This window comes from Pseudomonas sp. GW-45 (assembly GCF_056896675.1).
The window spans coordinates 626,903-639,584 of record NZ_CM167674.1 but is presented as its reverse complement, the minus strand read 5'-3'; the positions used below and the strand labels follow the sequence as shown (position 1 = coordinate 639,584).

The window sequence follows — 12,682 nt, the reverse complement described above, 5'->3', positions numbered from 1 at the left end:
AAAGGCGCCCAAGGGCGCCTTTTGTTATTTACTGCTTGCTCAGATCGAATTCAGAGCCGCTGCTCAATCCCCTGCAATAACAGTTCAAGCGCTCCCTGATTCGCCTCTACCACTGCCCGGCCAGACTCTCCCGCCTGCTGCCGCAAACGTGGGTCTTGCAACAAAGCCTCCACAGCCTCTGCCAGGCTTTGAGCATCGCCAACTAATTGCAGCGCGCCAGCGCCCTGCAGCAGATCGCTAATCTCGGTGAAGTTAAACCTATGCGGACCTGACAACACCGGCAAACCAAGCGCCGCAGGTTCCAGATAATTATGCCCACCATTGGGCACTAGGGATCCGCCGACAAAAGCCACATCAGCGCATGCATAAAGCATCACCAACTCGCCCATAGTGTCGCCTAGCAACACCTGATCAGCAGATGCCGGCACACCACCTTGGCTACGCCGTACCTGCAACAAGCCTGCATCCGATACCAGCCGGGCAACGCTGTCAAAACGCTCGGGATGACGCGGCACCAGAATCAGCAACGCATCGGGCTGCTGCTGCAAGAGAGTCTGATGCGCACGCAGTACCTGCTCGTCTTCGCCCGCGTGTGTGCTGGCTGCAATCCATACAGGGCGCTCACCCCAGCCGTCACGTAGGGATTTCGCCTGAGCCAACAATGCTGCAGGAGGTCGAAAATCGAATTTAATGCTGCCGGTCACCGTCATTGCGGACTTATTCACACCTAGGGAAGCAAAGCGCAGCGCCTCAGCCTGACTCTGCACCGCCACCCAGTCCAATGCAGCGAACATCGGTCGCACAAGCCAGCTGACGCGCTTATACCCATTGGCCGAACGCTCAGACAAACGGGCGTTCGCCAGTATTAACGGTACCTCGGCACGCTCACACTCGGCGACCAGGTTAGGCCAGAGCTCAGTCTCCATGATGATGCCTATCTGCGGTTTCATTTTGCGCAGCAGACGCCGCTGCAACCAAGGCAGATCGTAGGGCAAATAGACATGACCCACTTGCTCAGCAAAAAGTTTGCGGATCTGTTCCGAACCGGTTGGCGTCATACAGGTAATAGTGATCGGCAACTCGGGGTGACGTTGCATCAACTCACGCACCATGGGGGCAGCAGCTATGCTTTCGCCTACCGAAACCGCATGCACCCAAATGCCGCCCTGACGTACATCGCCACCCAGCGCAAAGCGCTCAGACCAACGCTTGGCGTATGCCGGTGCGCGCCTTGCTCGATACAGCAAACGCAGCAGCACTAGCGGCATGCAAAGGGTAAATACGATGCTATAAAGGGTACGAGTCATGGCTTCTTCCTGTGATCAAGCGCGGCATAGAGTAGCAGATGTGACCAGCGGCCCCGGCAATGTCTATACTAGGGCTTTGCCGGGTACAGGCGAAGCCTGTCGGACAATCATTGTCAGGTATCTTTTATACCCGCAAGCCTTTTGACTAAAGCACTGGGAGCCCATGAGCACAACCCTTGAAACAGACATCTGCATCCTCGGCGGCGGCATCGCCGGACTCTGGCTAAATGCCCGTTTGCGCCAACTCGGTTATAGCACGCTGCTCGTCGAACGAGGCGCACTGGGAGGCGGCCAAAGCGTCAAATCCCAAGGCATCATTCATGGCGGAACCAAGTACGCATTGAATGGCAAGCTGAGCAGCGCAGCCGAAGCGATTGCCGACATGCCGGATCGCTGGCGCGCCTGCCTGGATGGCACTGGCGAACTGGATCTGCAGGGGGTGCGGGTGTTGTCCGAGCATCATTACCTGTGGTCGCCCGGTAGCCTGATCAGCAACCTCGCCGGCTTTTTTGCCAGTAAGGCGCTAAGGGGCCGAGTCGAGCAGATCAAGGGTAAACAGCTACCCACGGTGTTTGCTGACCGAGCATTCAAAGGCAAAGTCTATCAACTGGCCGAACTGGTCATCGACGTTCCCACTGCGATTCAACGCTTAGCCGAACTCGCCGGAAATAGTTTGATCGCAGATAGCTCCCCGCACCTGCAAAGGGCCGCTGATGGTGGTATTGAAGCAGTGCGTTTGCAACACCATCAGATCAAGGCGCAGCGCTACATTCTCAGTGCCGGCGAAGGCACCGAAAGCCTGCTGAGTGACTGGCAACAAGACAAACCTGCGATGCAGCGTCGTCCTTTGCAGATGGTACTGGCCAAGGGTGCGGCACTGCCCCCGCTGTTTGCCCATTGCCTGGGCAGCAGCCCCAAACCGCGTATGACCGTTACTACCCACCCCTGTGCCGACGGCCAGTGGTGCTGGTATTTAGGCGGCGATCTGGCAGAACAGGGTGCCGGTCAAGCGCCGGATGAACTGATCGCCAAGGCCAAGCGCGAGTTGCAGGAGCTATTACCCTGGATATCACTCGAAGGCACCCGCTGGACAACGTTGCCAGTCAATCGAGCGGAACCAGCGCAAAGCGGTTTAGTGCGCCCGGATACCGCCTTCGTGCAGCCCGTGGCCAACGCCTTGGTCACCTGGCCCACCAAGCTTGCTTTAGCGCCCAATTTGGCAGATCAAGTAATAGAACAGCTGCAGAGTCAGCAAGTAGTACCACACGTACCAACGCCCATTACTGACACTTTAACCAAGCCCAAAGTCTCGGCTCCAGTATGGGACATCTGCTTTCCATGAGTCTGCGTCCTTACTACCGCACGCTGGGCGACACCGGGTTGAGCCTTTCGGCGCTGGGTTTGGGCACCGTCAAGTTCGGCCGCAATCAGGGTGTAAAATATCCCAGCCAATTTGATCTGCCGTCCGATCAGCAAATACGCGAGTTATTGGCCCAAGCACATGATCTAGGCATAAACCTGCTAGATACCGCACCCGCTTACGGCGTTAGCGAACAACGTCTAGGGCCTCTACTAGCAAGGCAACGCCAGGACTGGTTGATTTGCACCAAGGTGGGTGAGGAGTTTAACGCGGGCGTCTCAAGCTTCGATTTCAGCGCTGCACATACGCGCCGATCAATCGAGCGTTCACTACAGCGCCTACATACTGATTACCTGGATCTGGTGCTGGTGCACTCTGATGGCAATGATCTGCAAGTGTTGGATGACGAAGTTTACCCCGCACTGCAGCAACTCAAGCAGCAAGGCCTGATCCGCGCCTTCGGCTTTTCGGGAAAAACCATAGAGGGCGGCATTAAAGCGCTTGAGCAAGGTGATTGCGCCATGGTCACCTACAATCTGAATGAACAAACCGAACGCCCGGTGCTCGACTTTGCCCTGTCACACAACAAGGGCATTCTGATAAAAAAAGCATTGGCCAGCGGTCATCTCTGCTTAGCCGGTGAAGACCCCGTACGCAAAGGGTTGGAGCTAGTACTCCAGCATCCCGCCGTCACCTGCGCGATTATAGGCACCATCACCCCGCGCCACCTCGCGCAAAATGTGCAGGCCGCCACTGCGGTACTCGCCTCACAGGAGTAACGCATGACCTTGATCGTCGCACGCAAGAGTCCCATCGTGTTCAAAACCCAGGCCATTCAGGTGCAGGCTAGCAGCGAAGTGCTGCGTTACACCCCAACCGGCAACCCCCTGAGCTTTGCCGAGATGCAACAACGGCGACAACCAATCACATTAGATGACCCCGAACATTTCGAACTAACGGTTGCCAACCTGGGGGTGTCAGTTGATCTACAACTGAAATGGCAAGGGCGCGAGTTTCAGCTACTGGTAAGACAGGATAGACCCGACCATGGTGACAACGTGCTAAAGCTGTTGTCAGGCTACGTGCCAGCCCATGAGCTACGCGTGCCGCTACTGACCGCCATGACTGAAATAGCCGAAGAACTGTTAATCGAAACCGAATCGGGGTGGCTGCAAGGCCAGTATCAGAATACGTGGCTGCCGACGCCCTATGCTGGAAGCTTGGCTTTGGACGAGGAAAAGGTATTCCGGCTGACCTCGCGTAGCGGCGCCAGCCGACCGGTAATTTGTCGCGAGCTGAACCTGCTCGAACGCCCGCGCGCTTACGTTCACCTACCCAGCAACTCGCTGCAGTTGGTCTATCAGATGCAGTTGGAGCTGCCAGAGTCGGCGCAACGACTGTCGCTGCTGCATACCGATGAGTTTCTTGATGAAGAGAGCGGTGAGCTGGTCGCACAAATGGACTATCAGCGCCCTGAACTATTCCTGGCCGAACGTGTAAACGGCGCAGCAACCGGTCATTTATTCACTTTGCAAAAAGGTGAATTGATAGAACAGGACAGCCGTGACATGACGTTGAGCGAGGCCTTCGCTGAACAACGCGGATGGGTGGTAGAAGCCCCGCATTGCAGCTGGCAGGAAGGCCTTGGCGAGCGTTAGTACATTGAGTGACGATCAGCCTTGATCGCCACGCTCGCGGATTTTTTCCACAATAGCGGTAGTTGAGCAGCTCTCAACGAAGTTGAGCACTTTCACTTCGCCCCCATAGGCTTGAACAATAGGCGCGCCTACCACTTGCTCTACGCTGTAATCGCCGCCTTTTACCAGCACATCAGGTTTAACCTGCTCCAGCAATCGCTCCGGGGTATCTTCACCATAACTAATGACCCAGTCCACCGCGCCCAGACCCGCCAGCACTGTCATGCGTCGTTCGACGCTGTTGATCGGCCGCCCCGGGCCCTTCAGTCGTGTTACCGAAGCGTCATCGTTAATGGCCACAATAAGGCGGTCACCCTGGTTTCGCGCCTCTTCCAGATAGCCTACATGGCCAGCATGGATGATGTCGAAGCAACCGTTGGTAAACACAACACGCTCTCCCACGGCACGGGCATCATCCAGCGCCTGCAGCAACTGTTCGACACCGACCACACCACGCTCACTACCCTGCTCGCGCTGCACCGCACGACGTAGCTCGGGCCCACTGATAGCGGCGGTGCCCAACTTGCCAATCACGATACCAGCGGCAATATTCGATAGCGCTACTGCATTGGGTAGCGTTTCGCCGGCAGCCAAAGCGGCAGCCAAGGTAGAGATCACCGTATCGCCCGCACCCGTTACGTCGAAGACTTCCAACGCGCGCGCAGGAAGATGCAGCGCAGGCTCACCCGTACGCAAGAGCGTCATGCCTTGTTCACTGCGAGTCACCAGCAGAGCATCAAGCTGCAGTTCAGCGACCAACGCCATGCCTTTTTCGACCAGCTCCTGCTCGCTACTGCAACGTCCTACCACTGCTTCAAATTCCGACAGGTTTGGGGTGATCAGGCTAGCGCCGCGGTAGATGGAGAAATCGCTGCCCTTAGGATCTGCCAGCACAGGAACGCCGTGCTCGCGGGCGAGCTTGATCAAAGCCTGATGATTAACCAATGCACCTTTGCCGTAGTCCGACAACACCAAGACTTTGACCTTATCCAGCAAGCCGGCAACTGAGGCCAGCAGCGCGTCAGCATCGGTGTTGAAACGCTCTTCAAAATCCAGGCGAATCAATTGCTGATGGCGGCTCATGACACGCAGCTTGGTGATAGTCGGCTGATCCTTGCACTGCTGAAAGTCGCAGTAAACACCAGCGGCATTCAAACGCTGCTGCAAGCTCTCGGCAGCCTCGTCTTGCCCGGTTACACCGACCAGCCAAGCCGGAGCGCCAAGAGCAGAGATATTCAGAGCGACGTTACCGGCGCCGCCGGGGCGATCCTCTATCTGCTCGACTTTGACTACCGGCACCGGCGCTTCGGGCGAGATCCGATGGGTAGGCCCATGCCAATAGCGATCCAGCATCACATCCCCAACCACCAATACCGGGGCAGAGTCGAAGCGGGGCATGGTCAATTTCATCGTGTCTGATACCTGTATCTGGGTCCGGCATCAGGCGCCGGAGCGTTGCTCATTCGTTGGGTTGTTCGTCTTCAAATTGCATGCTGTGCAAGCGTGCGTAATAGCCGTTCTGCGCCAACAAGTCGGCATGCGAACCACGTTCGACAATCTTCCCTTGGTCCATCACCAAAATGATATCGGCTTTCTCAATAGTAGACAGTCGATGGGCAATCACCAACGTAGTACGGCCTTCCATTACCCGGTCCAGCGCAGCTTGAATGTGGCGTTCTGATTCGGTATCCAACGCCGACGTAGCTTCGTCGAGAATCAGTACCGGAGCATCTTTAAGCAACGCGCGGGCAATCGCCAAACGCTGGCGCTGACCACCCGACAAAAGCACCCCATTTTCGCCAACCAGTGTATTGAAGCCTTGCGGCAACTGATCAATAAACTCTTTGGCGTATGCTGCTTCGGCAGCCGCTTCAACCTCTTCCTGAGGGGCGCCAGCCAAATCTCCATAAGCGATGTTGCTGGTGATAGTGTCGTTGAACAGCGTCACATGCTGGCTTACCAACGCGATGTGGTGCCGTAAATTAGGTAGGCGATAATCTTGAATTGGCACGCCATCGAGCAATACCTGACCCTGGTCGTGCTGGTAAAAACGCGGGATCAAGTTCGCCAAGGTGGATTTACCACTGCCGGAGCGCCCCACTAGAGCGACCATCTGACCTGGTGCGATGGAAAACGAGATATCGTCCAGTACCTTCTTGTCAGTATCTGGGTAAGTGAAGCTCAGACCAGAAATATCAAGCTGCCCACTTACTCGCTCACTCTCAAATTCGCCCTCATCCAGTTCAGGATCTTCATCCAGCTGCTCAAAAATGCTCTCGGCTGCCGCAATGCCCTTCTGAATGTTCGCACTGACTTCGGACAATTGCCGAATCGGCTTCGGCAACAAACCTGCCGCCGTGATGTAGGAAACCAAATCGCCCACGGAGGCATCGCCGCGCAAGAACAACACCAAAAACATCACCACCGCCATTGCGGAATAGGTGACCAGTTGCAAAGTAGGCGTATAAACAGCACCTGTACGCGTCATTTGCAGCCCGCGTTGGCGATTATTTTCACTCGCCTTGTTGAAACGCTCGGTTTCATATTTCTCACCACCAAAGCTACGTACCACCCGATATCCCTGGATCGTCTCGGATGTAACGTGTGTAACGTCACCCATGGCCGTCTGAATCTTCCTGCTCTGGCTGCGAAACTTCTTGCTCGTACTGTTCACCATGACCGCGATGATCGGCAGAATGGCGATCAGCACCAAAGTCAGTTTCCAGTTCATCCATAGCAGGTAACCAAACAGGAAAATCACCGACATACCTTCGCGAAAAATCACCTTGATGGCATCGGTAGCGGCGCCCGTGACCATAGTTACATTGAATGTGACCCGCGAGACCAGGTGCCCGGAGCTATGGTTATCGAAATAGCGGTTAGGCAACGTCAGAAAATTATTGAACAGCGCCGTGCGTAAGTCGTGCACCACCCCCAGTGATACTTTGGCTATGTAATAGTTACCTAGAAAGGAGCCAATGCCTTGGTACGTTGCCACGCCAACAATAAATAGCGGAAATCCCCATATCATGGGTACGCCAAAAAATTGCGCGTTCTCGCCACTGTTCAAACCATCAACGAAGTACTTCAGCACCCAAGCCATCGCAGGCTGACTCGAGGCAAAAATAACGAAGCCGAAGATACTGATGGCGAAAGGCAGCCAATAAGGTTTTACATAGCCCAGCAGTCGCGCGTAGATACGCAGGCTGGATTGCATGAAAGATTCTTTCTGATCGTTCGACATGAATATAGTCACGAGTGAAGGGTCAAGCGTTGAGTTTAACACAGCTCGATGACGACTCAGCGACTGGAAGCAAACTGCGGTAAACTAGCGTTTTTAATCAGGAAAGCCACATGCAGCCACTCAGCAGAGATCAATTCGACGCAATGCGCCTGGGTGCCAGCGTGCTGGAAGAGGATGGGCATGGCGTTAAGGTACTGCGACTGGCCGACGGCACTTTTTTGAAGCTCTTTAGACGCAAAAGCTGGCTTTCAAAGAACGCGTTTTTTACCCCGGCACAACGCTTTGCTGAAAACGCCTCCTTGCTGCAGCAGAGGAATATCCCCTGCCCGCAAATAATAGCTCTGTACCACCTGCCGGATCCTTACCGCTCAGTTGTTCACTACAGCCCTCTGGCTGGCAACACGCTACGCCAGTTATTGAACGACAGCAGGGGCATTGAGAGCTTTGAACTGCTGATGAATCTAGCCACTTTCGTCACGTCCCTGCACGACAAGGGTGTGTACTTTCGCTCGCTGCATTTGGGCAACATAGTGCTCACCCCAGACAACGAATTCGGACTAATCGACATATCCGATATGCGTTGCCTCAATCGGCCGTTGTCAAAAAGGCTACGTGCACGCAATTACCAGCACCTGCTGCGCTACGAGCAGGATTGGGCGCATATTGGATTCGATATAAAACGGCTGTTTTCCTAAGGCCTGCGCTTATCCAGTATCAGGCTTAAGCCTTTCCAAGCTCCGCCAGCACCACCAGCACATCACCGCGCCAATCTGGCTGTTCAATACCGTGCTGCTCGCGAATTTTCTCGCAGTTCAGTACTGAAAAAGCAGGCCTAGGAGCTGGCGTCGGAAACTCTGCGCTGGTGATCGGCTGAACCTGCGGACTACGCTGGATCAGCCCAGCCGTTGCTGCCGCCGCAATGATGTGATCAGCAAAGCCGTGCCAGCTGGTTTGCGGAGCACCGGAAAAGTGGAATAGACCCCAGTTAAAGCCTTCTTGCTTACTACGATACTCATCGGCCATCTTCCACAAACACGCCGCAATGGAAGCTGCCGACGTAGGCCCCCCATACTGATCAGCTACCACGCGCAATTCGTCTCGCTCTGCTGCCAGACGCAGCATGGTCTTCACGAAATTACCGCCATGGGCAGAAAAAACCCAGCTGGTACGCAAAATTACATGCCGTGGGCATAAGGTGGCTACCGATTGCTCGCCAGCTAGCTTGCTCCGCCCATATACCGTCTGCGGATCAGTAGTAGCCTGCTCCAAATACGCAGCACTGCTGTCACCGTTAAACACGTAATCGGTCGAAATATGAAATAAAGGTATGCCGGCAACCTGAGCGCTACGTGCCAGATTTTCAGCTCCCCGCGCATTAACTGCGTAGGCTTTATCCTCTTCCGTTTCAGCACGATCCACAGCGGTATAGGCCGCAGCGTTTATTAAAAGCTGCGGCCGAAGGTCAGTGACACAGCGCTCTACTGCGGACGCGTCAGAAATATCCAATTCGCCGGAGTTCAGCGCAGTTAGCTCAACCCAAGCAGGGACCCTTTGGCGCAATTCAGTACCGACCTGACCACCGGCGCCGGTTACTAAGACCCGCATTTAATTATCACCCTCAATGAGCTGACGCAAAGTGGGATTACTCAAGTCCTTCTCAGATAACCGAGGATGTTCAACAGGCCAAGGTATATTCAGATCCGGATCATTCCACAACACTGCGCCCTCATCTTCCGGGCGGTAATAATCAGTGCATTTGTATTCAAAATCAGCCACTTCGCTCAACACGCAAAAGCCATGCGCATAACCAGGCGGCACCCACATTTGACGATGATTCTCATCGTTGAGCTCTACTCCGACGTGCTGACCATAAGTAGGCGACTGTGGATCAATATCTACCGCCACATCCCACACGGCGCCGCGGCTGACGCGCACCAATTTGCCTTGCGGAGCAGTGCGCTGGAAATGCAATCCACGCAACACGCCTTTGGTCGAGCGGGACTGGTTGTCTTGAACAAAAGCTAAATCAATACCTGCATCGCGGTAACGATCAACCTGAAAGCTCTCGATGAAAAAGCCGCGAGAGTCGCCAAAAACCCTTGGCTCAATGATAATCACGCCCGCTAAGGGGGTTTCGATGACCTTCACTTACTGTCCTCCTGATGCAATAGTCGCTGCAGATACTGGCCGTAACCGGTTTTACTAAGTGCTACGGCCTGTGTGCGCAACGTCTCAACATCCAACCACCCACGGCGGAAAGCTATCTCTTCGAGGCAGGCTACCTTTAAGCCCTGTCGTGCCTCAATTGTCTGAACAAAATGACTCGCTTCCATCAGGGAATCATGTGTTCCGGTATCCAGCCATGCAAAGCCGCGCCCAAGTAAGCTGACATTGAGCTCGCCGCGTTGCAGATAAGCGTTGTTTATATCGGTAATTTCCAGCTCACCACGTGCGGACGGTTTAACTTGGCGCGCGATATCTACAACCTGATTATCGTAGAAATACAGCCCAGTAACCGCGTAATTAGATTTCGGCTTGGCAGGCTTCTCTTCAATGGATAATGCTTTGCCGCTTTGGTCAAAGTCCACTACACCAAACCGCTCAGGGTCGTTAACGTGGTAGCCGAAGACAGTCGCACCGCGCTTCCTTTCGGTCGCTTCACGCAGCATGGCACTGAAGCCATACCCGTAGAAAATATTGTCGCCTAAAATAAGGCAAACGTTACTGTCGCCGATAAACTCCTCGCCGATCAGGAACGCTTGCGCAAGGCCATCTGGGGAAGGTTGCTCGGCATAGCTAAGAGAGATACCAAACTCCGCCCCCGAGCCCAACAACTTGCGAAAACTGGGCAAATCCTCAGGCGTAGAGATGATCAGCACCTCGCGAATTCCGGCCAGCATCAACACAGAAAGCGGGTAATAAATCATCGGTTTGTCGTAAATCGGCAACAGCTGCTTAGATACGCCACGCGTTATCGGATGTAGCCGGCTGCCAGATCCGCCGGCCAGAATGATACCTTTCATGACTTCCCCTCCTTTGTTTCCTGTACTGAGGCACTTTCGCCAAGTCGCCCCAGCTTATAATCGCCGTTCAAAACCCGATTCCACCACTCTCGATTGTTCAAATACCAACTAACCGTTTTACGAATACCGCTTTCGAAGGTCTCCTCTGGTGCCCAGCCTAGCTCATGCTGCATTTTAGATGCATCAATCGCGTAACGCGCATCATGACCAGGACGATCAGTCACGAAGGTAATAAGGTCGCGGTAACGCACAACGCCTTCTGGTTTATCCGGAGCCATCTCTTCCAGCAACGAGCAAATAGTCTCGACCACCTCAAGATTGCGCTTTTCGTTATGACCACCAATGTTATAGGTTTCACCTATTGTGCCTGCTTCCAGCACCCGACATAGGGCGCGCGCATGATCCTCAACATAGAGCCAGTCACGAATCTGCGAGCCATCACCGTAAACCGGAAGAGGCTTACCATGCAGCGCGTTGAGAATGACGTGGGGGATCAATTTTTCCGGGAAGTGGAACGGGCCATAATTATTTGAGCAGTTCGTCACTAATATCGGAAAGCCGTAGGTCCTGTTCCAAGCACGGACTAGATGGTCAGAGCTCGCCTTTGAAGCCGAATAAGGAGAGCTGGGGGCATATGCGGTGTTTTCCGTAAAAAGATCAGTCACACCTTCCAGATCACCATAAACTTCGTCGGTAGAAATATGATGAAAGCGAAAAGCGCTCTTTCGCTCGGGGGAAAGTGCAGCCCAGTAAGCTCTACACGCCTCGAGCAAAGTATAGGTACCCACTATATTAGTTTGAATAAAGCTAGCCGGACCATCAATCGAACGATCAACATGAGACTCCGCCGCTAAATGCATGATTGCGTCGGGTTCGAAATCGTCAACCACCCGTGAAATGCATGCGCTATCACATATATCTCCCATCTCGAACGTATACCGCGGAGAGGAACTTATAGGGCTCAGAGATTCAAGATTTCCAGCATAAGTCAACAAATCAAAATTCAGCACTATGCTATTTGTGCGCTCAATTAAGTGCCGAATTACGGCAGACCCTATAAAACCCGCGCCGCCGGTAACCAAAATACGATGAGCACTCATATCAAAACCTTTTCCCATTTTAATCGCACTATGCGTCAACTCAGAGCTCCAGACTAATCAGCTCATTTTTTTCTTATGAATAAAAACTTAAAGGCCAGCCACCACAGACCAGGAAAACTACCGAAACCAGAATTACGCAACCACTTAAACCTAAGTGAAAAAGGTAGCTTTTTCTTCCTTAACAATTTCAACCAGCAACGCACTGTTGCCCGCTCTCGGAGTCTAACTCCGTTAGCAGACACACTCCCAAGCACATGAGCAGGTAGCGGCACTGATGAAGACTTTGCATATAATAGCGCTTGGCTAGCCCACTCACGCCCAAAGTTACCCAATGAGAAATGCAGGAGGGGAATATCGTAAGCAACAGCCACCGAATATTTTTGAGCCACACGCAAACTATAATCAACGTCATAATAATGAAAGCCCGTCAGTTGATCAGAGAAACGAACTTTAGACCACACGGCCCTTGGGGAACACAAAAAAACGCCATCCAGCGCAACAACGCTTACTAAATTATCTTCCGTAAATTGCTTGGGCTTAACTAACGTTTGCTCCATCGCATCTGGTTGCCCGTGCCAAATATTGATACAAATATCCTCCCCCCAACCATCGGACCATCCCGACGGCTTGGACGATTTATATCTGCTACCTGCAAGCCCCACCAAACCTAAGCTTGGGTCATTTTGGAAATGACGAAGCAGGGTCACGCCCCAATCCTGGGAAATGAACTCAATATCCTCATGCAAGAAACATATACAATCAAAGCGCGAATTTTCAGCACCTTCATTATATGCCTGACACAGCCCTAAGTTTCTAACACGATTATCAATAGCAATAATCTCGTAATCAACACCAATTGTGTCAGCGATATTACGGCGGACGTTCGACAGCCGCTGCGGATCGACACTACATATAACTATAGAAATCAACGGAAGCACTCTCCATAATAAA

General features: G+C 53.4%; 12 protein-coding genes. 4 read left to right on the top strand and 8 right to left on the bottom strand.

Annotation, left to right across the window (positions count from 1 at the left end; genetic code table 11):
- Positions 1 to 50: 50 nt before the first annotated feature.
- On the bottom strand, positions 51 to 1,307 hold the full coding sequence (waaA, locus tag AC1XYH_RS02825) for a lipid IV(A) 3-deoxy-D-manno-octulosonic acid transferase (RefSeq protein ID WP_483325152.1): 1,257 nt from the start codon (positions 1,305 to 1,307) through the stop codon (positions 51 to 53).
- Between the two features lie 163 nt (positions 1,308 to 1,470).
- Between waaA and AC1XYH_RS02820 the strand changes: the two genes are divergently transcribed.
- Genes AC1XYH_RS02820 through AC1XYH_RS02810 form a run of 3 tightly spaced genes read left to right on the top strand, consistent with a single transcriptional unit; the run spans position 1,471 to position 4,325 of the window.
- A complete protein-coding gene (locus tag AC1XYH_RS02820; protein ID WP_483325151.1) occupies positions 1,471 to 2,649 on the top strand; it encodes an FAD-dependent oxidoreductase in 1,179 nt (392 codons plus the stop codon).
- Positions 2,646 to 3,446 carry an aldo/keto reductase gene (locus tag AC1XYH_RS02815; RefSeq protein WP_483325150.1) on the top strand — a complete coding sequence of 267 codons (801 nt, stop codon included), beginning with the start codon at positions 2,646 to 2,648 and terminating at the stop codon, positions 3,444 to 3,446. The genes AC1XYH_RS02820 and AC1XYH_RS02815 overlap by 4 nt, the downstream gene beginning before the upstream one ends.
- A gap of 3 nt (positions 3,447 to 3,449) precedes the next feature.
- The gene (locus tag AC1XYH_RS02810; RefSeq protein WP_483325149.1) at positions 3,450 to 4,325 is read left to right on the top strand and encodes a metal ABC transporter ATPase; all 876 of its coding nucleotides are present in this window, start codon (positions 3,450 to 3,452) and stop codon (positions 4,323 to 4,325) included.
- A gap of 15 nt (positions 4,326 to 4,340) precedes the next feature.
- Here the strand turns inward: AC1XYH_RS02810 and hldE are convergent, their stop codons facing one another.
- A complete protein-coding gene (gene hldE, locus AC1XYH_RS02805; protein WP_483325148.1) occupies positions 4,341 to 5,774 on the bottom strand; it encodes a bifunctional D-glycero-beta-D-manno-heptose-7-phosphate kinase/D-glycero-beta-D-manno-heptose 1-phosphate adenylyltransferase HldE in 1,434 nt (477 codons plus the stop codon).
- 49 nt (positions 5,775 to 5,823) lie between these two features.
- Positions 5,824 to 7,608 carry a lipid A export permease/ATP-binding protein MsbA gene (msbA, locus tag AC1XYH_RS02800; protein ID WP_483325147.1) on the bottom strand — a complete coding sequence of 595 codons (1,785 nt, stop codon included), beginning with the start codon at positions 7,606 to 7,608 and terminating at the stop codon, positions 5,824 to 5,826.
- 110 nt (positions 7,609 to 7,718) lie between these two features.
- On the opposite strand from msbA, the gene AC1XYH_RS02795 reads away from it, so the two are divergent.
- On the top strand, positions 7,719 to 8,303 hold the full coding sequence (locus AC1XYH_RS02795; RefSeq protein WP_483325146.1) for a BUD32 family EKC/KEOPS complex subunit: 585 nt from the start codon (positions 7,719 to 7,721) through the stop codon (positions 8,301 to 8,303).
- Between the two features lie 25 nt (positions 8,304 to 8,328).
- On the opposite strand, the gene rfbD is transcribed toward AC1XYH_RS02795, so the two are convergent.
- The 5 genes from rfbD to AC1XYH_RS02770 all read right to left on the bottom strand — a co-directional run bounded on the left by rfbD (position 8,329) and on the right by AC1XYH_RS02770 (position 12,660).
- Entirely contained in the window at positions 8,329 to 9,213 is an 885-nt protein-coding gene (gene rfbD, locus AC1XYH_RS02790) for a dTDP-4-dehydrorhamnose reductase (protein WP_483325145.1), read from the bottom strand.
- Entirely contained in the window at positions 9,214 to 9,756 is a 543-nt protein-coding gene (gene rfbC / locus AC1XYH_RS02785; protein WP_483325144.1) for a dTDP-4-dehydrorhamnose 3,5-epimerase, read from the bottom strand.
- Positions 9,753 to 10,631, bottom strand: coding sequence for a glucose-1-phosphate thymidylyltransferase RfbA (gene rfbA, locus AC1XYH_RS02780; RefSeq protein ID WP_483325143.1), 879 nt, complete (start codon positions 10,629 to 10,631; stop codon positions 9,753 to 9,755). The genes rfbC and rfbA overlap by 4 nt, the downstream gene beginning before the upstream one ends.
- On the bottom strand, positions 10,628 to 11,731 hold the full coding sequence (gene rfbB, locus AC1XYH_RS02775) for a dTDP-glucose 4,6-dehydratase (protein WP_483326288.1): 1,104 nt from the start codon (positions 11,729 to 11,731) through the stop codon (positions 10,628 to 10,630). Before rfbB ends, rfbA begins: the two co-directional genes overlap by 4 nt.
- A 62-nt stretch (positions 11,732 to 11,793) precedes the next feature.
- Positions 11,794 to 12,660 carry a glycosyltransferase gene (locus tag AC1XYH_RS02770; protein ID WP_483325142.1) on the bottom strand — a complete coding sequence of 289 codons (867 nt, stop codon included), beginning with the start codon at positions 12,658 to 12,660 and terminating at the stop codon, positions 11,794 to 11,796.
- Positions 12,661 to 12,682: the final 22 nt, after the last annotated feature.